Origin of the sequence: Mycobacterium sp. 23 (genome assembly GCF_048287075.1) — a bacterium.
Lineage (GTDB): Bacteria > Actinomycetota > Actinomycetes > Mycobacteriales > Mycobacteriaceae > Mycobacterium > Mycobacterium gordonae_B.
On the sequence record NZ_JBLVUX010000005.1, the window covers coordinates 6,298,597 to 6,319,387 of the forward strand.

Sequence of the window (20,791 nt, forward strand, 5' to 3'; positions counted from 1 at the left end):
CTAGTTGTAACGGGCCGCTTCCTGTGCCAACTGCACCCGGGAACTGAGGTCTAGCTTGGCGTAAACGTGGGTGAGGTGGGTGTGCACGGTGCGGGGTGAGACGAAGAGTCGGGCGGCAATGTCTTTGTTGGTGAGACCTTCGCTGACGAGTTTGACGACCTCGTGTTCGGTCGGCGTGAGCGAGGCCCAGCCGGTGCGTGGACGTTTGCGTTCGCCGCGTCCGCGTCGTACGTAGCCGATCGCCTCGTCGGTGCTCATCGCCGCGCCTTGCGCCCAGGAATCCTCGAAGTCGATGTCGCTCAAATTATTTCGGATTTCAGCCAGAGCGCGGTCGTAGCCGTCCTGGTATATCTCGAATCGGGCGATGCGATGCCGTTCGCGAATAGCCTGCGCGGCACCATAAATGCGCGCCGCCTGCATGTGGCTGTCGCCGGTGACGGCGAGTTCGGCGAGGCACTCCAGGGCATCGGCGGCGACGAGGATCGACTCGATCTCGCTGCCGATGGCCAGCGAGTCGTGTGCGTCGCGTTCGGCGAGGTCGAGCTCTCCCCGGGCGATCGCGACCCGGGCGCGCTCAACCTGCGCCACCATCCGATGCCACCCGGTGTTCTTGGCGATGGTCTCGTCGGCCCATCGGCGGGCGGCCACCAAATCGCCACTCGCCAACGCGGTCGCGGCGAACGGCGTGAAACTCAGGATGATGGATTCCCGCCCGGGCTTCCGCACCCGCCAGGCCTCCTCGCAGGCGGATGCGGCCGTTGTGACCTCACCGGCCGCGATGGCCGCGCGCGCCCACAACGAATGCGCGACATCCGTGTCGAAACCACCCAGCGTCGCCGACATCTCGAGGGCGGTCTCGATGGACTCTCGTGCACCGACAACATCGCCTTGGTACGCCAGCGCCAGACTCAGCGACATCGAGCCAAGGATTTGCGCGATGCCGTCGTACACCGTCTGCGCCTCGGCCGCTACGGCGCGAGATTCCGCGGCCGCCGCGCTCAGATCACCCTGAAACAGCAGGGAAAGCGCCCGCCAGGTACGGCACTCACGCGCAGTGAACCCATCCCCGGTGGCCTCGGCGAGGCTCAGCCCTTCGTCGGCGTCCGCGCGTGCGCGGATCGGATCACCCGACCCTACGGCGACATACCCGCTCCACATCTTGGTCTGGCCCAGTCGCCATTGGTCACCGAGAACACGAATCAGGTCGAGCATCTCTGGGATATAGGGCGCCGCCGCCGCTGGGTCGTGACATCCGCTACGGCTGGCGAGGGCGCGGAGCAGCAGGGCGGGATCGCCGAGCTCGCGTGCGATCGCCACCGCCTGTTCGGCTTGTTCGCCGGCACCGGGGATCCCATACCAGCCGCCGAGGAAGGCCTGGTCGGCCAGTACACGGGCATAGGTTTCACGAGCGATGCCAGCGCTCTGGGCCTTCTGGTCACCCAAGACGGCGTCGAACCAGCTGGACGCCTGGGTGAGCCGACCGCGCATGATCCACAGTGGTGTCAACGCGGACGCCAATTTCAGAGCGTGTTCGGGCTCGGCGCTGTCCTGATACCAGGTGAAGGCAGCATGCATGTTGTCGAACTCGAGGTCCGTGTCAGCGACAAGAGCGTCCAGCCGGTTTTGTCCGGGATTGTCGAGTCGTGCGGCCACGGTGGCGTAGTGCTCCGCGTGCCGGGCATGCAGTGCTTCGGCTTCACCGGACACACCGAGCTTTTCCTGCGCGTACTGCCGAATCGTCTCCAAGAGTCGGTATCGCTTTCTGCCGCTTGCGGTTTCAGCCACCACCAACGACTTGTCGACCAGCAGCGACAGCATGTCCAGAACCTGGTGGGAGGCCAAATCCTCGCCTACTGCGACGGCTTGCGCGGCGGACAGGTCGAATCCGCCCATGAACACCGCCAGTCGGTGCAGCAGGACACATTCGGGTTCACTCAGCAGCGCATACGACCAGTCGACCGATGCGCGCAGCGTCTGCTGGCGGCGTACTGCGGTTCGCACACCGCCGGTCAACAGGCGGAACCGGTCGTTCAAGCTCGAAGCGATGTCGCTGAGCGAGAGCACCCGCACCCGCGCGGCGGCAAGTTCGATGGCCAACGGGATGCCGTCCAGGCGCCGGCAGATCTCGGCCACGGTCGCGGCTTCGTCACCGGTGAGGTTGAAGGCGGCGCATACCTGTTGGGCACGGTCGACGAAAAGTTGTACTGCAGCGTCGGACAGCGGCAGCGACGGCACTCGCCAGATCGCTTCACCGGCGACACCGATCGGCTCACGGCTGGTGGCCAGCACGGTCACGTCCGGGCAGCGGTCCAGGATCGCGGTGGCCAGATCCGCGCATTCGTCCAACAAGTGCTCACAGTTATCCAGCACGACCATGGCGTGTTTGGAGCGCAGGTGCTCCAGGAGGGTGTCGGCAGTGGAACGGGTGCGTCGGTCGGGCAGGCCAAGCACACGGGCAACCGCGACGGGCACGGCCTCGGCGTCGGTGACCGGTCCCAGGTCGACGAACCAGGCGCCGTCACCGAGACTCGAGGCCAAGCGGGCAGCCAGTTGCCCGGCCAGCCGTGTCTTACCCACGCCGCCGCAGCCGGTCAACGTGATCAACCGGTGCTGCTGCAGCAGCAGCTGGATCGCGGCCATTTCGGCGTCGCGGCCGACGAAACTCGTCAGTTGCGCCGGGACACCTTGCACTGTCGACGTTTTCGCGGCACGTAACGGCGGGAACTTGTTGTGCAAATCTGGGTGACACACCTGCAGCACCCGCTCGGGACGGGGCAGGTCACGCAACCGGTGGGTGCCCAGATCGGTCAGCCACGCCCCGTCCGGCAACCGGTCGGCCACCAATTCCGCGGTCGTACCCGATACCACCGTCTGCCCGCCGTGCGCCAGGTCGCGAATCCGAGCCGTTCGATTGATCGTCGAACCGAAGTAATTGCCGGCATCGCGCAACTGAACCTCACCGGTATGCAACCCGATGCGCAGCATGATCGGCGCCAGCGGAGCGCGCTGCAGATCCAGCGCACACGCCAATGCTTCGCTGGCCCGGGCGAATGCGGCTACGAAACTGTCGCCCTCACCTTGCTCCACCGGGCGTACGCCCCCGTAGGCGACGACGATCTGGCCGACAGTCTGATCCAGGCGCGCCACCGCCGCGGGCATCTCCGTACCGCGCTGTTCCCACAACCGGGTGGAGCCTTCGACATCGGCCAGCAACAGAGTCACCGTGCCGGTTGGCAACAATCGCCCGACGCCGAGTTCGCTGCCGTTCACCACAGGCGCACCCCCGACCGGATCCAATGTGGTCATGGTAGCCAGCATGCGTCCGCCCGGACGGTCAATACATCGTCAAATGTGCGTATCTACGCCCCCCACTGTGCAGAAATACGCACTCCTGACGATGGTTCTGCCCCAGTGTCCGTCGGATGGTCGAGTCGTACACCACGACGAGGAGACCACCATGACATCCGTCGACGGCACCGCAACGGCGGTGCGATCGCTGCCATTGATCCCGAAGAATCCGTTGCCGTACGCCGTACGCTTCAAGGCCGCCCGGCAATTCACCGATGGGCAGATTGCCCTCCATCGCGCCGGCGGAGCGGTTACCCGCAACGTCCTTGGACCAAAATGGCTCACGCCGCCGCTGGTGTTCATCGCGTCCCCGCAGGGAGTCCACGACGTGTTGGCCCGCACCGACGAGGCTGCCGAGCGAGGCACTGCGCCCCACATGGTCGAGATGCGCGGGCTGATGGGCGACAATATCTTGAGCCTGACGCACCGCGATTGGCTCCCGCGTCGGCGCACTCTGCAACCGCTGTTCACCAAACAGACCGTGGCCCGGTTCGCCGGCCACATGTCCGATGCCGCCCGATCGGTCGCCGATGGCTGGGCCGATGGCACCACCATCGACCTGGACGCTGCGACGCGCGCGATCACTCTGCGCGCGCTGGGCCACTCGGTGTTCGGACTCGACCTCGAGGAGCAGTCCGACGTCATCGGGGCCCCGCTGCGGACCGCCTTCTCGTGGGTGGCCGACCGGGCGTTCCGGCCCGTTCGAGCTCCCCGCTGGTTGCCGACGCCCGCGCGGCGCCGAGCCCGTGGCGCCGCCACTGTCCTGCACGGGCTGGCTGCCGAGATCCTGCGCGAGTGCCGGATCGACCCCGACCGCGACGCGCCGCTGGTGCGAGCACTCATGGATGCGAAGGACCCGGCCACCGGGCAGCGGCTCAGCGACGACGAGATCTGCCACGATCTGGTCGTCTTCATGCTCGCCGGGCACGACACCACCGCGACGACGCTGGCGTATGCACTGTGGCAACTCGGCCGCCACCGCGACCTGCAAGAGCGGGTGGTGAGCGAGGTTCACGCGCTCGGCGGCGGCCCGATCACCATCGCTGCCGTGCCGCGACTGGGGTACACCGTCCAGGTGCTCGACGAGGCGTTGCGCCTGTGCCCCGCAGCGCCGGCCTTCGGCCGGATGATCGACTCCGACATCGTCGTAGACGGCCACCGCGTCGAGGCCGGCTCGTTCGCGCTCCTGAGCGCATACGCGTTGCACCGAGACCCCGCGCTGTGGGACGACCCGCAGACGTTCGACCCGGACCGCTTCAGCCCCGAGCGTTCCCGGGGCCGGGACCGTTGGCAGTACATCCCCTTCGGCGGTGGGCCCCGCAAATGCATCGGCGATCACTTCGCCATGCTGGAGGCCACTCTCGCCCTGGCCACCATTGTGAGCTCCGCCGAAATTCGTTCGCTGTCAACCGATTTCCCACTCGCGGTGCCTTTCACCGCCGTCGCTGCCGAGCCGATTCTGGCTACCGCGCACCGACGGGCCACCAGCTGATGAGGTCAGGCCGCGCTGGACTCACACCGGCGCGTTGGCCGGCTGGAACGTCCCCGAACCGTCGGCTTCCTCCTCGGCCCTGATCACGTGCACCACCGCGTTGATCAACGCCAGGTGGGTGAACGCCTGCGGGAAGTTGCCCAGGTGCCGGCCGGTCCGCGGCTCGATCTCCTCGGCGTACAGGTGCAACGGGCTGGCATACGCCAGCAGCCGCTCGCACAGCCGCTTAGCGCGAGCCACCTCACCGATCTCCACCAGCGCCGACACCAGCCAGAACGAGCAGATGGTGAACGTGCCTTCCTCGCCGGACAGCCCGTCGTCGGTCTCGTGCACCCGGTACCGCAGCACCAGGCCTTCCTCGGTCAGTTCGTCGGCGATCGCCAGCACCGTCGCGCGCACCCGCGGGTCGTCGGGCGGCAGGAACCGGGTCAGCACCACCAGCAGCAGCGACGCGTCGAGTGCGTCGCTGCCGTAACGCTGGGTGAACACACCCCGGGAGTCCACGCCGTGCTCGAGGATGTCGGCCTTGATCTCGTCGGCGATCTCCCGCCACTGCCCGGCGTAGCTCAGCTCACCCTGCTTCTCGGCCAGCTTCGCCCCGCGGTCCAGCGCCACCCAGCACATCACCTTCGACGACGTGAAGTGCTGCGGCTCGCCGCGCACCTCCCAGATGCCGCGGTCGGGCTCCCGCCAGTGCTTGATCGCCTCTTCCACCTGCTTTTTCAGCACCGGCCACAGCGTTTCGGGGACCTGCTCGCGGGATTTGGCGTGCAGGTAGAAGGAGTCGAGTACCGAGCCCCAGATGTCGTGCTGCACCTGGTCGTAGGCGCCGTTGCCGATGCGGACCGGGCGCGCGTGGTCGTAGCCGGAGAGGTGGTTGAGTTCTTCTTCGACCAGGCTGCGCTCGCCCCCGACGCCGTACATCACCTGCAGCGGGTGGCGTTCGTTGCTGTTGGCGCCGGACACGTCGGCGATGAACGCGAAGAAGTCGTCGGCCTCGCGGTCCAGGCCCAGGGTGTAGAGGCCCCACAGGGCGAACGTCGAGTCGCGGATCCAGGAGTAGCGGTAGTCCCAGTTACGTTCGCCTTGCGGCGTCTCGGGCAGCGACGTGGTGGCGGCGGCCAGCAGGGCGCCCGTCGGGGAGTACGTCAACCCCTTCAGGGTCAGGGCGCTGCGCTGCAGGTAGGCCCGCCACGGGTGGTCCGGGAAGTTGCCGATGTTGATCCACTGCCGCCAACACTCGGTGGTCTGCCACATCTTGTCGGCGGCCTCTTGGTAGGTCTGCGGCGGCGGGTGCTTGGTCCAGCTCAGCGCGACGAACACGTCGTCGCCCTCTTTCATTCGGGTCCGGGCGCGCGCCTCGCGGCCTTCCAGTCCGATCCGCAGATTGGTGGTCAGCCGCAGTGTCGGATGCGCGTCGGGCTGCTTGTTGGCCCGGGCTATGGCCTCGCCGTACGCGTTGGACGAGTACTCCCAGGTGGCGCCGAGGCGGTGGTAGTCGAAGGCCGGTTCGCAGCTCATCATCAGTTCGACGGTGCCGCTGACGCAGCGCACTGTCCGAAGCAGAATGTGTTCGGCGTCCCAGTCCATCGGGGTGCGGCGATGCGTCCGCGACCGCCGTTCGATGTCGTGCCACGGTCCCATCACCAGGGCGTCGCGCACGATCAGCCAGCCGGTGTGGGTCTGCCAGGTGGTCTCCATGATCAGGCTGCCGGGCAGGTAGCGCCGCGCCGACGGCACCGAGACGCCGTACGGGCCGAGCCGGAAATGGCCGGCGCTGCGGTCCAGGATGGCGCCGAACACGCTGGGGGAGTCCGGCCGCGGCACACACAGCCACTCCACCGAGCCGGCCGGCGAGATCAGGCAGGTCGTCTCCCAGTCCGACAGGAAGGCGTAGTCGGCGATCGGCGGGAACGGGTTGCGCGACGACGAGCTGGACGGGAACGGCAGGGCCGAGTCGATCTCAACTGGCATCGACGGGTCGAACGCTTGAAGCTCGGTGGACGCGGAGATGGTGGGGGCCTCCTCGACCGAATCGACCACCTCGTCGTTAGCTGTATCAGCGGCATCGGGGTGCAAGGCCATCCCGACATCATCGACCGTGGACCCGCTTCGCGTCCACCTCCGCAACCGAGGTGTTACGTGGGCGCGTACGCACCCCGGCCGGGACTAGGGTGGTCACGGTGAACGGCTTCCTGAATTGGTGGGACGGCGTTGAACTGTGGCTCTCCGGTCTGCCGTTCGTGCTCCAGGCCCTGGCGGTAATGCCGGTGGTGCTTGCCCTGGCGTACCTGCTCGCGACATTGCTGGATGGGTTGCTCGGCCGTGGCATCGAATTGTTGCGGCGCGCTCGGCATTCCGATGAGAGCTCCGGATAATCACAATGCCCCGTTCACACGTCACCCTCATTCTTGTCGCGCTGGTGGCACTGGTCATCGTCACCTGGCTGGTCACACACTGATTCCCCCGCCAAATTGCCCGCGGCGTGAACTCTGTTAGGCTTCGCGACATGCATGCCGCAGCCACAGTTTTGGAGCGCCGCGTTTCGGCGTTCGGCTGCGCTGATTTCGCCGTGGTGAGTTGCGCCGCGGTCGACGCACGCTGTTGTCGCTGACTCCCTGAACCCGTGCAGGTCTGGGATGGAGTTCGTGATCTCCGTCGTCACTGACTAATCGCCTTTCCGCAGCACGGGACCCGCAATCCGACAGTCCCGCACTGAGAGGCAATCAATGTCGCAGAGGTTCTCCGACATCCGATGGCGCTGGCGCCGGTTCGCCGCCCTGGCGCTCATCGCCGGTGTGGTTGCCGCGTGCAGCGGCGGTCCCAGCGATGTGGTGGGCGGCGGTGGACTGGCGGACGCCAAGTCGAGTATCACGCTGGTTGCCTACTCGGTCGCCGAACCTGGCTGGAGCAAGGTGATCCCGGCCTTCAACGCCTCAGAAGAGGGCAAGGGTGTGCAGGTCATCACCTCCTTCGGCGCCTCCGGGGACCAGTCGCGCGGCGTCGCCGAAGGTAAGCCGGCCGACCTGGTGAATTTCTCGGTCGAACCGGACATCACCCGGCTGGTCAAGGGCGGCAAGGTCGCCAAGGACTGGGACACCGGCGCTACCAAGGGCATCCCGTTCGGTTCGGTGGTGACACTGGTGGTCCGCAAGGGAAATCCGAAGAACATCCACGACTGGGACGACCTGCTGCGTCCGGGCGTCGACGTGGTGACACCCAGCCCGCTGAGTTCGGGTTCGGCCAAGTGGAATTTATTGGCCCCGTACGCCGTCAAGAGTGAGGGCGGTCGCAACGGCCAGGCCGGGATCGAGTTTGTCAACCGATTGGTGAGGGAACACGTCAAAATGCGTCCAGGCTCGGGGCGAGAGGCGACGGACGTTTTCGTCCAGGGCAGTGGAGATGTTCTGATCAGCTACGAGAACGAGGCCATCGCCGCCGAGCGGGCCGGCAAGCCGGTCGAACACGTCACGCCGCCACAGACATTCAAGATCGAGAACCCGATGGCGGTGCTGAGCACCAGTACTCACCTCGCGGCTGCCGTCGCATTCAAAAACTTTCAGTACACCGCCGCCGCGCAGACGCTGTGGGCGAAGGCCGGTTTCCGGCCGGTCGATCCGTCCGTCGCGGCATCGTTCCGTGATCAGTTCCCCGTTCCACTGAAACTGTGGACGATCGCCGACCTGGGCGGGTGGGGCACCGTCGACCCGCAACTGTTCGACAAGAGCTCGGGCAGCATCACCAAGATCTACACGCAGGCCACCGGATGACCGTGACGACAACCCCTAATCCCGAGGCGATCCGGCCGGAACTCGACGCTGACGCCCAAACGCCTGCCGGTGGGCGCACGGGCACGTCCCTTCGGGTCGGCGTGGCGACCATCTGGCTGTCGGTGATCGTGTTACTGCCGCTGGCCGCCATCGTCTGGCAGGCGGCCGGCGGCGGCTGGGACGCCTTCCGGCTGGCGGTCACCTCGCACGCGGCGCTGGAATCGTTGCGCGTGACGCTGACGATTTCCGCCGGGGTGACGCTGCTCAACACGGTGTTCGGCCTGCTCATTGCCTGGGTGCTGGTGCGCGACAACTTCTTTGGCAAGCGCATTGTCGACGCGGTGATCGACCTGCCGTTCGCGTTGCCGACCATCGTCGCAAGCCTGGTGATGCTGGCCCTGTACGGCAACCACAGCCCCATCGGCCTGCACCTGCAGCACACGGAGTGGGGTGTGGGGATTGCGCTGGCGTTCGTCACGCTGCCGTTCGTGGTGCGCGCCGTGCAGCCGGTGTTGCTGGAGATCGACAAGGAGTCCGAGGAGGCGGCGGCTTCCCTCGGAGCCAGTGGACCCAAGATCTTCACTTCCGTCGTGCTGCCGTCCTTATTGCCCGCCCTGTTGTCCGGTGCGGGGCTGGCTTTCTCGCGTGCCATCGGTGAGTTCGGGTCGGTAGTGCTGATCGGCGGTGCGATACCGGGCAAGACCGAAGTGTCCTCGCAATGGATCCGGACGTTGATCGAGAACGACGACCGCACCGGTGCTGCCGCGATTTCCATTGTGCTGCTCTCGATCTCGTTTTTCGTGCTGCTGGTTCTGCGGATCATCGGCGCTCGGGCCGCCAAGCGTGAGGAGATATCGGAGTGACCTCGTCGCGCACGGTCCGTTACCTGCTCCGCTACACCGCGCTGGCGTATATCTTTGTGCTGCTGCTGGTTCCGGTGGCGCTAATCCTCTGGCGCACCTTTCAGCCCGGATTGGGCCAGTTCTACGACTGGGTGAGCACCCCGGCGGCGATCTCGGCGTTGAACCTGTCCCTGCTGGTCGTGGCGATCGTGGTGCCGCTGAATGTGGTGTTCGGTATCCCGACGGCACTGGTGCTCGCGCGCAACCGATTTCGCGGCAAGGGCATCCTGCAGGCGGTGATCGACCTGCCCTTCGCGGTGTCGCCGGTCATCGTCGGCGTGGCGCTGATCGTGCTGTGGGGCAGTGCCGGCGCCCTCGGGTTCGTCGAGCGTGACCTCGGATTCAAGATCATCTTCGGTCTGCCCGGGATCGTGTTGGCCAGCATCTTCGTCACTCTGCCGTTCGTGGTGCGCGAGGTCGAGCCGGTGTTGCACGAACTGGGCACCGATCAGGAGCAGGCCGCCGCGACGCTGGGTTCCGGTTGGTGGCAGACCTTCTGGCGGATCACGCTGCCGTCCATCCGCTGGGGCCTGACCTACGGCATCGTGCTGACCATCGCGCGCACCCTCGGTGAGTACGGCGCGGTGATCATGGTGTCGTCCAACCTGCCGGGGCAGTCGCAGACGCTGACGTTGCTGGTGTCCGACCGCTACAACCGGGGCGCGGAGTACGGCGCGTACGCGTTGTCGACGCTGCTGATGGGGGTCGCCGTGCTGGTGCTGATCGTTCAGGTGGTGCTCGATGCCCGTCGGGCAAAAGCAAGCAGATAAGGCCGGATAAGGGAGAATCGAGACATGACCGGGACCGACCAGGGCAAGAACGCGATCGTCGTACGGGACGCCTACAAGCATTACGGCGACTTCGTCGCGCTGGACCACGTCGACTTCGTGGTGCCCACCGGATCGCTGACCGCCCTGCTGGGTCCCAGCGGTTCAGGCAAGTCGACGCTGTTGCGCACCATCGCCGGCCTCGACCAGCCCGACTCCGGAACCGTCACGATCAACGGCCGCGAAGTCACCCGGGTGCCGCCGCAGCGCCGGGGGATCGGGTTCGTCTTCCAGCACTACGCGGCGTTCAAACACCTGACCGTGCGCAACAATGTCGCGTTCGGGCTGAAGATCCGCAAGCGTCCCAAGGCCGAGATCAACGAGAAGGTCGATCATCTGCTGGAAGTGGTGGGGCTCAGTGGTTTTCAGAACCGCTACCCCAATCAGCTGTCCGGCGGTCAACGTCAACGCATGGCACTCGCGCGCGCGCTGGCCGTCGACCCGGAGGTGCTGCTGCTCGACGAGCCGTTCGGCGCGCTGGACGCCAAGGTGCGCGAGGACCTGAGGTCGTGGTTGCGGCGCCTGCACGACGAAGTACACGTCACCACGGTGCTGGTCACCCACGACCAGGCCGAGGCACTGGACGTGGCCGACCGGATCGCCGTGCTCAACAAGGGCCGTATCGAGCAGATCGGTTCCCCGACCGACGTGTACGACGCCCCCGAGAACGCCTTCGTGATGTCCTTCCTGGGCGCGGTGTCGGCGCTGAACGGTGCACTGGTCCGGCCGCACGACATCCGGGTCGGCCGCAATCCGGAGATGGCGGTGGCCGGCGGAGACGGCACGGCGGAGTCGATCGGTGTCGTGCGCGCCACGGTCGATCGGGTCGTGACGCTCGGCTTCGAGGTTCGGGTCGAACTGACCAGCGCAGCGTCCGGGGGCCCGTTCACCGCTCAGATCACTCGCGGCGACGCCGAGGCGCTGGCCCTCAAGGAGGGCGACATCGTCTATGTGCGCGCCACCCGGGTGCCGCCGATCGCCAACGAGGCGCCGGCGGAATCGACGCTCACCTCGGCCTGATCGGTGGTCAAGGGAGGCTCGCCAGCATCCACAGCGCGACCGCGACGAATATCAGGGCGAAGACGATTACCGCGATGATGCTGGTCAGCACCAGCGGGGTGAGGATCCGCTTCGGACGTGGCTGTTCCGCCGATAGTCCTGAGGTCTGTGCCGAATCGGGCGGTGTCGAGCCGGGCGGGACGCCGCCGCCGGGCTCGAGGCCCGGCACTTGAGCAGGATTGGGGTCTGGAGGCATAGCCGTCATGGGTGCGCGGGTACCCCGTCGCGCGCGAGTCACACTGAGCCTGCGTTTTCGCAGGGGTGTTCTCGCACGCCGGCTGCAGATTTGCAGGCTGAGCGAGCTACGCCGCGGCGCGCTCCGCGGCGGAGTGGTCGAAGCGGTCCAGCACGGTGTGGGCGACCCATGGGTGCGCGCCCAGCGGCGCGGCCATGGCCACCCCCGCCTCGGCGGCGAAGCGCTCCACCCGGTCCGGTATCCGACCCGGCGCCAGGAACCACGGCGCGACGACCACCCGCCGCGCACCCTGGTCGCGCAGCTGTTGCACCGACTCGGCCAACGACGGCTTCGGATGGGTGGCGAATGCGGTTGTCACTGCGGCCCAACGGGTTCCGGCCGCGAGGCGGGGCGCGACGTCGGCTGTCCGGCGATTGGCGGCGGGATCGGACGACCCGATGGCCACCATGAGCACGCCGAGGGTGTCGTCGATTCGGGAGACCCCCGACTCCATCACCCGTTGGCGCGCGACCGAGATCAGCCGGTCATCCTCTCCGAGCACTCCGGCCTGACGGACCCGGTCGCTGACGGCGCACTCGGCGATCTGGGCGGGAATGTCGACGCGGGCGTGGTAGGCGTCGGCCAGCAGCAGGGGCGTGACGACGGCCTCGCCCGGGCACGCGTTGAGCACCTCGACCAACCCCGGCGCATTGTGCTCGCAGAAAGCGACCCGCACGTCCAGGCCCGGACGCAGCCGCGCCACCTGGCGTGCGACGGCCCGGGCATTGGCCGCCGAGCGAGGGTCCGCGCTGCCGTGCGCGGTCAGCACCAGCGAGGTGGTCACGACGCGTGCAGACCGCACTCGGTCTTCGACAATCCCTGCCAGCGCCCGCTGCGCGGGTCGGCGCCCTCGACTGGCTTGGCCGTGCAGGGAGCGCAGCCGATCGACGGATAGCCTTCGTAGACAAGGGGATTGACCAACACGTCGTGCTTGTCGATGTAGTTCTGCATGTCCTCGTCCGACCAGGCCGCCAGCGGATTGACCTTCACCAGCTTGAACGCCTCGTCGAAGCTGATCAGCGGGGCGTTGGCGCGGGTCGGCGCTTCCACCCGCCGGATGCCGGTCACCCAGGCCGAATAGCCGCGCAGCGCCTTGCCGAGCGGAGCGACCTTGCGCAACCTGCAGCACTCGCCGGGGTCACGGGCGAACAGGTCCTTGCCCAGCAGCTTGTCCTGCTCGGCGACCGTGTGCTCGGGGTTGACGTTGACGACGCGGATGTCGTAGACGGATTCGACCGCGTCACGGGTGCCGATGGTCTCTACGAAGTGATAACCGGTGTCCAGGAACATCACCGGCACACCCGGCCGCACCTTGGCCGCCATGTCCACCAGCACCGCGTCCTGCATGTTGGAGGCCACCACGTAGTTGCACGTCGCCCAGCCGCGCGGTCCGTTGATGTTGCCGAAGTTCTCTTCGGTCCACTTCAGCAGCTCGATGGCGTCGGCGCCGGCGAGTTCCGCCGCGCCGCGCGCCGCCAGCTCGCGCAGCTCGTCTTCGGTCAGTTTGGGCGCCTGGCTCATCGCAAATCGTCCTCCTCGGCCCGGACGGCCCACTGTGCGAAGCGCTCGCCCTCGTGGCGGTGTTTGAGGAAGTTGCGGGTCACCCGATCGATGTAGTCGCCCAGCTCGTCGCTGGTGACCTTGTGCTGACGCAGTTTTCGTCCGAATCCACTGTCCAGACCGAGGCCACCGCCCAGATGCACCTGGAAGCCCTCGACTGAGCCACCTTCTCCGTCGTCGACCATCTGGCCCTTGAACCCGATGTCGGCGATCTGGATTCGGGCGCACGAGTTGGGGCAGCCGTTGATGTTGACGGTGATCGGCACGTCCAGGCGGGAGTTGATGTCTGCCAGCCTGCCTTCCAGCTCGGGCACCAAAGACTGTGCGCGCACCCGGGTTTCGGCGAAGGACAACTTGCAGTACTCGATTCCGCTGCACGCCATCAAGTTCCGCCGCCACTGCGACGGCCGCACCTGCAGGCCAAGACTTTCCAGCCCGGCAACCGTCTCTTCGACCTTATCGTCGGGAACGTCGAGCAGGACCAGTTTCTGGTAGGGGGTGAAGCGGATGCGGTCGGAGCCGGCGCGCTCGGCGAGCTCGGCGACCGCGGTGAGTATGGTGCCGGACACCCGCCCGGCGATCGGAGAGGCCCCGATGGCATTGAGCCCGTTCTTGGTGCGCTGCACGCCGACGTGGTCAATCGGATGGGCGATCGGGTCGGGTGCCGGGCCGTCGATCAAGGGCCGCTTGAGGTATTCGGTCTCGAGAACTTCACGGAACTTCTCGACGCCCCAGTCCTTGACCAGGAACTTCAGCCGCGCCTTGGCCCGCAGCCGCCGGTACCCGTAGTCCCGGAAGATCGACGTCACCGCCTCCCACACTTCGGGCACTTCTTGCAGCGGAACCCACACGCCGAGCCGCTGGGCCAGCATCGGGTTGGTCGACAGTCCGCCGCCGACCCACAGATCCAGCCCGGGACCGTGCTCAGGGTGGTTGACGCCGATGAATGCGATGTCGTTGATCTCGTGCGCGACGTCCTGTAGCCCCGAGATCGCGGTCTTGTATTTGCGCGGCAGGTCGGCGTATTCAGGCTTGCCGATGTAGCGGCGCACGATCTCGTCGATCGCCCAGGTGGGGTCGATGACCTCGTCCAGCGACTCGCCGGCCAGCGGGGAGCCCAGCACCACACGGGGGCAGTCGCCGCACGCCTCGGTGGTTTGCAGGCCCACCTCGTCCAGGCGCCGCCAGATCTCCGGGACGTCCTCGACCCGGATCCAGTGGTACTGGATGTTCTCCCGGTCGGAGATGTCGGCGGTGTCGCGGCCGAACTCGGTGGAAATCTCCCCGAGCGTGCGCAACGCGGCACTCGAGATCGCCCCGCCGTCGCACCGCACCCGCATCATGAAGTACTTGGCCTCGAGCAGATCGGCGTTGTCGTCACCGGTGAACGAGCCGTCGTAACCCTGTTCGCGCTGGGTGTAGAGGCCCCACCAGCGGAAGCGCCCGCGCAGGTCGCTCTTGTCGATGCTGTCGAATCCGCCCTTGGCGTAGACGTTCTCGATGCGCTCGCGCACCTCGAGTGGCGCGCCGGCCTTCTTCATCTCCTCGTTGGGGTTCAGCGGCTCGCGATTGCCCAGCGCCCACTGGCCCTCGTTCCGGGGCGCCTTTGCGGGGCGTGCAGTGGTCATGGGGCAGTTCTCCTTCGGAACATGCCGGCTGGAACGCGCGCAACTCACCGTTGATTCCGGCGGCGCAGATCCGGCAGCCAGCAGGTGGTACGGGTGGGCTGGGTCTACGGCGTCAAGGCAGACAGCAACAGCTGCAAACGCGCTTGAGGTCGATATGCCGTCGCACCACCAGCGCTACTCGCGGGCTCGACTTGGCGGCGGTCACGGCTGCCATTCTGCCATGGATCCCTGCCGCGGTTGTTACCAGGTCAAATTTCTTCTCACAGTGATTAAAACTAGGAGCCGAACCTGGGTGATTCGGTAAACAAAGCCGGGAAAAGCCTGGGAAACCGCCCGAACCGGGCCGTCGTGCCAAGATTTGGCATGGCTCCTGTCGAGGTGCCGGTGGAACTGCCGGCCATCCAGCCCACCCCCGGACGGCCGTTCGGCCTCTACGTCCATGTCCCGTTCTGCATCACCCGGTGCGGATACTGCGACTTCAACACCTACACCCCGGCGGAACTGGGCGGAGTAAACCCGGACGCCTGGCTGACGGCGCTGCGGACCGAGCTGGAGCGCGCGGCCGCCCTACTCGGCGGCCCGACGGTGGACACGGTGTTCGTCGGTGGCGGCACCCCCTCATTGCTGGGCGGCGCGCGCCTGACGACGCTGCTGGACATGGTGCGCGATCACTTCACACTGGCACCCGGTGCCGAGATCACCACCGAGGCCAACCCCGAGTCGACGTGGCCGGAGTTCTTCCAGGAGATCCGCGAGGCCGGCTACACGCGGGTGTCGCTGGGCATGCAGTCGGTGGTGCCCCGGTTGCTGGGGGTGCTGGACCGGGTGCATACACCCAACCGGTCCGCCGCGGCGGCCCGCGAGGCGCTCGAGCTGGGCTTCGAGCACGTCAGCTTGGACCTGATCTACGGCACCCCCGGCGAATCCGATGAAGACCTGCTGCGCTCGGTGGACACGGCGGTGGAGACGGGTGTCGACCACGTGTCGGCCTATGCACTGGTGGTCGAGGAAGGCACGGCGATGGCCAGGCGGGTCCGCAGCGGAGAGCTCGAGCCGCCGGACGACGACGTGCTGGCTCACCGTTACGAGTTGATCGACGCGCGTCTCTCGGCCGCCGGCATGGCGTGGTACGAGGTGTCGAACTGGGCCCGTCCCGGCGGTGAGTGCCGCCACAATCTGGGCTACTGGGATCGCGGTCAGTGGTGGGGCGCCGGACCCGGCGCGCACAGCCATGTCGGCAACGTCCGGTGGTGGAATGTCAAGCATCCCAACACTTATGGGTCCAGACTCGCCGACGGCGGGCTGCCGGTGGCCGGCTTCGAGCAGCTGGGCGCCGACGCGCTGCACACCGAAGAGGTGTTGCTGCAGATCCGGCTGCGCCAGGGGTTACCGGTGGCTCGGCTGAGCGGCGTCGAACGCGAACGCGCCGAGCAGGTGGTCGCCGATGGGTTGCTGGAGTCTGTCGGCGACCACCTGGTCCTCAGCGACCGGGGCCGGCTACTGGCCGACGCGGTCGTGCGCACCGTGCTGGGCTGACGTCCACCTCAGACGCCGAACCACTGCTCGAAGATGCGCGCAATCTCGATGTAGAGCGGAATCCCGACGGTGACGTTGTAGGAGAACGTCAGACCGAGGGACGCGGCCAATGGCAGCGTCGGGCTGGCTTCGGGAATCGCCAGCCGTTGCACCGCCGGAACGGCGATATACGAAGCGGCGCCGCACAGCACGGCGAACAGCACGTAGGTGCCGGGCTTGAAGTCGGTGTGGGTGAGGGAGGCGTAGCTGCAGGCGACCGCAATCCCAATCGTGGCAAAGAGATTGGGCGCCAGCAGACCGAAGAAGATGAAACCGAGGCCGGCCGATCGCAGGTCTTTGAGCTTGCGGGAAGCCGTCATCCCCATCTCCAGCAGGAACAGGCACAGCACGCCCTGGAAGGCCAGGACGAAGAAGCGGTCGTCGTCGGCTACCACCTTCTGCCCCTGCATCCCACTGATCAGGCCGATGACGATGCCGCCGATCAGCAGCACCAGTCCGGGGTTCAGGAACACCTCCTGAAACAGCTCGCGGGAGAAGATCGGCATCCGCTTGGCCCGCGGCCGCGGCGGGCTCTGGTCGGGCTCCCAGTCCGGATGGTCCAGCTTCTCCATTGAGAGTTCCCGCTCCAGCTCGATGGCGGCCTGCGCCTCCGCATCCAGGCTCTGGCCGGGTGCCGGCTTCGCGGGAGTGCCGGGGCCGATCGCGGCCCTGACCGGAGCCGTGTAGCCGGCCTCGTCGGGCATGTAACCCGCGGCGTCCAGGCCGCGGTGCCGCAGGCGCGCTACCAGGTACAAGGCGACCAGACAGCCAGGAATCTCCATGACGGCCAGCATCACCGGCATGTAGGCGTTGAACGCGATGTTGACGGCGGTCAGGACCGCGACGCAGGTTGCGAAGGTTCCGGCCGAGTCCGACCCGTAGTAACCGGCGACGGTGGCCTTATCGACCGCCCGTATCCCTTTCAGCCTGCTCAGCAGCAGGTAGGCCAGCCCGCCGATCGCGAAGTTCAGCACGAAACCGAGCACCATGAAGCCCACGATGACGCCGATGCTGGAGGCGTTGATCTTGGCGAGTTCCTCGCCGCCGTGCCAGCCGATGGCCAGCAGCAGGTACATGGTCAGGCCCTGGTAGATGACGTAGGGGAACTCGAACCGCACCTTGAGGATCGGAATCAGGAAGCCGAAGTAGAAGAACAGCAGCAAAGGCTTGAACAGGTTGTGGGTGAAGTTGTCCCAGAACTCGTGCAGCATTGAGCACCTCTCGAGCATCCTGCGCCGATTCGAAGGAAGTACTGACCGTCATGGCGACCACGGCACATTCCAGATAACGGTGCGAATTTAGCCCGGGCCTATGCCGGGCGCCACCCAGAATGTTGCGTCTAACAGCCGTTTTGGGCCCAGTTTTCGTGGTGGTGCGATTGCTGAAACACCGACGTAACGAGCGAAAGGCAGAAGTGCGCTGGCTAAGGCGTTTTGGGCCTTATTCGTGTGGGCCAGGTACCAATTACCTGTTAATTCGCTGGGAGATTCCGTGTCGCGTCAGCGAACAGACGAGAGCCGCGATGACTTGACATCCCCGCCAACTGCGACGTCGCGCTTACGGTGGGTTACCGAGAGCCATGCCGCCGGTGAGTAGTGCGTGGTGGTCTCTTCGAACCCGTCGACCGTGCACACGGTGAGCACGCCGGTGTCCTCGTTGAACGTCAAGTTCTCGACGTCGCCCTTGATCTCTTCACCATTGGTCATTCGGATGACGAACATCGGGACGGTCCTCCCCTTTTTGGTGATGGCCAGGTGACTGCCGCGACGGGCTCGAACCCCCCACGGATTCCGTTGAGATGCTAGAAGCGCATGGAGTTGTCGACCCGTCGCGCCGGCGGACGCGGGGTAAACGGTGGGGAAACGTTTGGTATGTACCGTGACATATCGCGCGCTGGCGTCGGGCCGTTTTGCAGTCCCTACCAGCAGGAACGGCAGTTCACCGGCCCAGGAACGGAGACTGCCCGGATATGAGCCACCTTTTAGTTCGGTATGAGGCGTAAACGGTCCATCAGACGAAAAGTGCCGGGGGTGGCGCAACCTGTAATAGGTTAGGCTACATTTACTTACGTGACGGACGCCGGTGTGCAGACCAGTTCTGTCGGCGCGGCGTCGCTGTGCCTGCCTCTTCCCGCCGGGGTTGAACCGGCCGATCTCGCCGCTGAACTGGCCGCGGTGCTCGTCGAGCCGGTTGGCGAGGAGTACCTGTTGTACGAGCAGGACGGGCAGTGGGAGCTTGCCGCCGGCGTGCAGGCGATGGTGGAACTCGACAGCGACGAACTGCGGGTTGTTCGCGACGGCGTGACCCGCCGGCAAGAATGGTCGGGGCGCCCGGGGGCCGTGCTCGGGGAAGCGGTTGACCGGCTGTTGTTGGAGACCGACCAGGCATTCGGCTGGGTCGCTTTCGAATTCGGCGTGTACCGCTACGGCCTGCAGACGCGGCTGGCACCGCACACTCCGCTGGCCCGGGTCTTCTGGCCCCGGCTGCGCATCGCGATCACCCAAGACGACATCCGGCTCGTCGGTGGTGGAACCCGCGAGCGTGAGGCGGTGGAGGAGTTACTTGCAGCCGGGGTGCGCGAGGTGCGGCCCTCCCGCGCGGTCGATCTGTCTGCCGACCCGTCCGGCTATCGCAACCGGGTGGCGGTCGCCGTGAATGAAATCGCCGCGGGCAGGTATCACAAGGTGATTCTGTCTCGCTGTCTGGAAGTGCCGTTTGCCCTTGATTTTCCGGCCACCTATCGGCTCGGTCGCCGGCACAACACGCCGGTGCGCTCATTCTTGTTGCGGCTCGGTGGTATTCGCGCGCTGGGTTACAGTCCGGAACTCGTCACATCGGTCCGGGCCGATGGCCTGGTGATCACCGAGCCGCTGGCCGGAACGCGTGCGCTGGGACGCGGTGCCGTGCCCGACAAGCAGGCTCGCGAGGACCTCCAGTCTGACGCCAAAGAGATTGTGGAGCATGCCATCTCGGTGCGCACCTCGCTGCAGGAGGTCACCGAGATCGCGGCGCCCGGCACCGCTTCCGTCGTTGACTTCATGGCGGTGCGCGAGCGGGGGAGCGTGCAGCACCTCGGTTCCACCATCACCGGGCGACTGGACCCGTCCAGCGACCGGATGGACGCGCTGGAAACGCTGTTCCCCGCTGTGACCGCCTCGGGGATTCCCAAAGCCGACGGTGTCGAGGCCATCTTGCGTCTCGACGAAGGTCCGCGAGGCCTGTATTCCGGCGCGGTCGTGAAGTTTTCCGCCGATGGTGCGCTCGATGCGGCATTGGCCCTGCGCGCCGCCTACGAGCACGACGGCCGCACCTGGCTGCGGGCGGGCGCCGGGGTCATCGAGGCCTCGAATCCCGAGCGGGAATTCGAGGAGACTTGCGAGAAATTGTCGACGCTGGCGCCGTATCTGGTGGAAAGCCAGATTTAAGCGGCCGGATAATACGCAGGTGCGGCACAATGTGATGTTCGCCACGGGTATTTATCGCCTATGCATTCGTTCAGGACTTTAGCCACTCCCGGTGGGACTTTCGGCTCTATCTGACGGTGGCGTCGAACGGCGAAACTTTTCTCCGCGGCATTCGAAGTCGCGAAAAGAAGAGAAAGGATCGCTGGGGCGTGAGGGCACTCAAGGCGAGGTCGGTGCGGGAATTCCCCGACGTCGACGTGACGTCCGACGGCCCGGTCACCCTCGCTCAGGCCGAGCGCGTGGCGCAAGCGGTCGGTGAGGTCCTGGCCTTTCACGAGATCACCGGAGGCGCTCGGGTACGCCTCAAGACGGGAACGTGTGGCCGCGGCCCGATGGTCATGCAGGTGAACCTGTCGGTAGGCGAACTCCCGGCGCGCATCGCCGCCGTCACAGCCGGCGTCGACGAGTTGTCGCCGGCGCTGGACAGGCTCGACCGCCAGATCCGCCGGATGCTTGCGCCGTGGCGGCCTCGACCATGGCCGGATCCGACGCGACGGATATTGACGGTGGGCTGCGACGCCTCGGTGGCGCGCCGCAAATCGGTTGCGCTGCAACGCACCACGCCCCTGCGGGCGGTAGCGGTGATGGACGGCATGGACTACGACGCGCATCTGTTCACCGACGCCGAAACCGGCGAGGACGCGCTGGTCTACCGGGCCGGGCCGTCGGGTCTGCGGCTGGCCCGGCAGCGGCATGTCTTCCCACCGGGGTGGGCCTGGTCGGCGGAGGTGCCCGGACCTCAGGTGCCGCTGATCGTGAATTCCCGTGCCACACCCACTTTGAGCGAATCCGAGGCAGTACGCCGTGCCTGTGAACACAGCCTGCGCCTGCTCTTTTACACCGACCGGGAAACCGGTCGCGGTCAATTGTTGTATCCCCGCCATGACGGCAACCTCGGCCTGCTGGTGCCGACCAAGTAACCCTGGAGACG

At 66.5% G+C, this 20,791-nt stretch carries 18 protein-coding genes; 9 read left to right on the forward strand and 9 right to left on the reverse strand.

Annotated features, from left to right (window positions below; translation table 11 throughout):
- On the reverse strand, nucleotides 1-3,306 hold the full coding sequence (locus ACNQS7_RS29985) for a helix-turn-helix transcriptional regulator (RefSeq protein ID WP_418015401.1): 3,306 nt from the start codon (nucleotides 3,304-3,306) through the stop codon (nucleotides 1-3).
- Nucleotides 3,307-3,457: 151 nt separating this feature from the next.
- On the opposite strand from ACNQS7_RS29985, the gene ACNQS7_RS29990 reads away from it, so the two are divergent.
- Nucleotides 3,458-4,840 carry a cytochrome P450 gene (locus ACNQS7_RS29990; protein ID WP_418015402.1) on the forward strand — a complete coding sequence of 461 codons (1,383 nt, stop codon included), beginning with the start codon at nucleotides 3,458-3,460 and terminating at the stop codon, nucleotides 4,838-4,840.
- Between the two features lie 21 nt (nucleotides 4,841-4,861).
- Here ACNQS7_RS29990 and ACNQS7_RS29995 read toward each other — a convergent pair whose 3' ends face one another.
- Nucleotides 4,862-6,925, reverse strand: a complete 2,064-nt coding sequence (locus ACNQS7_RS29995) for a glycoside hydrolase family 15 protein (RefSeq protein ID WP_418015403.1) — start codon at nucleotides 6,923-6,925, stop codon at nucleotides 4,862-4,864.
- Nucleotides 6,926-7,023: 98 nt separating this feature from the next.
- On the opposite strand from ACNQS7_RS29995, the gene ACNQS7_RS30000 reads away from it, so the two are divergent.
- The 5 genes from ACNQS7_RS30000 (at nucleotide 7,024) to ACNQS7_RS30020 (ending at nucleotide 11,359) form a co-directional block, all read left to right on the forward strand.
- Entirely contained in the window at nucleotides 7,024-7,218 is a 195-nt protein-coding gene (locus ACNQS7_RS30000; RefSeq protein ID WP_055581846.1) for a hypothetical protein, read from the forward strand.
- Between the two features lie 351 nt (nucleotides 7,219-7,569).
- The gene (locus tag ACNQS7_RS30005) at nucleotides 7,570-8,610 is read left to right on the forward strand and encodes a sulfate ABC transporter substrate-binding protein (RefSeq protein WP_418015404.1); all 1,041 of its coding nucleotides are present in this window, start codon (nucleotides 7,570-7,572) and stop codon (nucleotides 8,608-8,610) included.
- A complete protein-coding gene (cysT, locus tag ACNQS7_RS30010) occupies nucleotides 8,607-9,473 on the forward strand; it encodes a sulfate ABC transporter permease subunit CysT (RefSeq protein ID WP_418015405.1) in 867 nt (288 codons plus the stop codon). The genes ACNQS7_RS30005 and cysT overlap by 4 nt, the downstream gene beginning before the upstream one ends.
- A complete protein-coding gene (gene cysW, locus ACNQS7_RS30015) occupies nucleotides 9,470-10,282 on the forward strand; it encodes a sulfate ABC transporter permease subunit CysW (RefSeq protein WP_418015406.1) in 813 nt (270 codons plus the stop codon). The genes cysT and cysW overlap by 4 nt, the downstream gene beginning before the upstream one ends.
- A 24-nt stretch (nucleotides 10,283-10,306) precedes the next feature.
- Nucleotides 10,307-11,359, forward strand: coding sequence for a sulfate/molybdate ABC transporter ATP-binding protein (locus ACNQS7_RS30020; protein WP_418015407.1), 1,053 nt, complete (start codon nucleotides 10,307-10,309; stop codon nucleotides 11,357-11,359).
- 7 nt (nucleotides 11,360-11,366) lie between these two features.
- Here the strand turns inward: ACNQS7_RS30020 and ACNQS7_RS30025 are convergent, their stop codons facing one another.
- The 5 genes from ACNQS7_RS30025 to ACNQS7_RS30045 all read right to left on the reverse strand — a co-directional run bounded on the left by ACNQS7_RS30025 (nucleotide 11,367) and on the right by ACNQS7_RS30045 (nucleotide 15,035).
- Complete coding sequence (locus ACNQS7_RS30025) at nucleotides 11,367-11,567, reverse strand: DUF6480 family protein (protein ID WP_418015408.1); 201 nt, start codon at nucleotides 11,565-11,567, stop codon at nucleotides 11,367-11,369.
- 133 nt (nucleotides 11,568-11,700) lie between these two features.
- Nucleotides 11,701-12,417, reverse strand: coding sequence for a sirohydrochlorin chelatase (locus ACNQS7_RS30030; RefSeq protein WP_418015409.1), 717 nt, complete (start codon nucleotides 12,415-12,417; stop codon nucleotides 11,701-11,703).
- Nucleotides 12,414-13,154, reverse strand: coding sequence for a phosphoadenylyl-sulfate reductase (locus ACNQS7_RS30035; protein ID WP_418015410.1), 741 nt, complete (start codon nucleotides 13,152-13,154; stop codon nucleotides 12,414-12,416). The genes ACNQS7_RS30030 and ACNQS7_RS30035 overlap by 4 nt, the downstream gene beginning before the upstream one ends.
- Nucleotides 13,151-14,821: a nitrite/sulfite reductase gene (locus tag ACNQS7_RS30040; RefSeq protein WP_418015411.1), complete on the reverse strand. Its 1,671-nt coding sequence runs from the start codon at nucleotides 14,819-14,821 to the stop codon at nucleotides 13,151-13,153. The genes ACNQS7_RS30035 and ACNQS7_RS30040 overlap by 4 nt, the downstream gene beginning before the upstream one ends.
- Before the next feature lie 112 nt (nucleotides 14,822-14,933).
- Nucleotides 14,934-15,035, reverse strand: coding sequence for an Ms4527A family Cys-rich leader peptide (locus tag ACNQS7_RS30045; protein ID WP_371934948.1), 102 nt, complete (start codon nucleotides 15,033-15,035; stop codon nucleotides 14,934-14,936).
- A 149-nt stretch (nucleotides 15,036-15,184) separates the two neighbouring features.
- Between ACNQS7_RS30045 and hemW the strand changes: the two genes are divergently transcribed.
- Entirely contained in the window at nucleotides 15,185-16,357 is a 1,173-nt protein-coding gene (gene hemW, locus ACNQS7_RS30050) for a radical SAM family heme chaperone HemW (protein WP_418015412.1), read from the forward strand.
- Between the two features lie 8 nt (nucleotides 16,358-16,365).
- Here hemW and ACNQS7_RS30055 read toward each other — a convergent pair whose 3' ends face one another.
- Together ACNQS7_RS30055 and ACNQS7_RS30060 are read right to left on the reverse strand one after the other, a co-directional pair.
- Nucleotides 16,366-17,607: a sodium-dependent bicarbonate transport family permease gene (locus ACNQS7_RS30055; protein ID WP_418015413.1), complete on the reverse strand. Its 1,242-nt coding sequence runs from the start codon at nucleotides 17,605-17,607 to the stop codon at nucleotides 16,366-16,368.
- 288 nt (nucleotides 17,608-17,895) lie between these two features.
- On the reverse strand, nucleotides 17,896-18,117 hold the full coding sequence (locus tag ACNQS7_RS30060; protein ID WP_418015414.1) for a hypothetical protein: 222 nt from the start codon (nucleotides 18,115-18,117) through the stop codon (nucleotides 17,896-17,898).
- A 348-nt stretch (nucleotides 18,118-18,465) separates the two neighbouring features.
- Between ACNQS7_RS30060 and ACNQS7_RS30065 the strand changes: the two genes are divergently transcribed.
- Nucleotides 18,466-19,821, forward strand: coding sequence for a salicylate synthase (locus ACNQS7_RS30065; RefSeq protein ID WP_418015415.1), 1,356 nt, complete (start codon nucleotides 18,466-18,468; stop codon nucleotides 19,819-19,821).
- A gap of 188 nt (nucleotides 19,822-20,009) precedes the next feature.
- Nucleotides 20,010-20,780, forward strand: coding sequence for a sigma 54 modulation/S30EA ribosomal C-terminal domain-containing protein (locus ACNQS7_RS30070; protein ID WP_418015416.1), 771 nt, complete (start codon nucleotides 20,010-20,012; stop codon nucleotides 20,778-20,780).
- Nucleotides 20,781-20,791 lie beyond the last annotated feature (11 nt).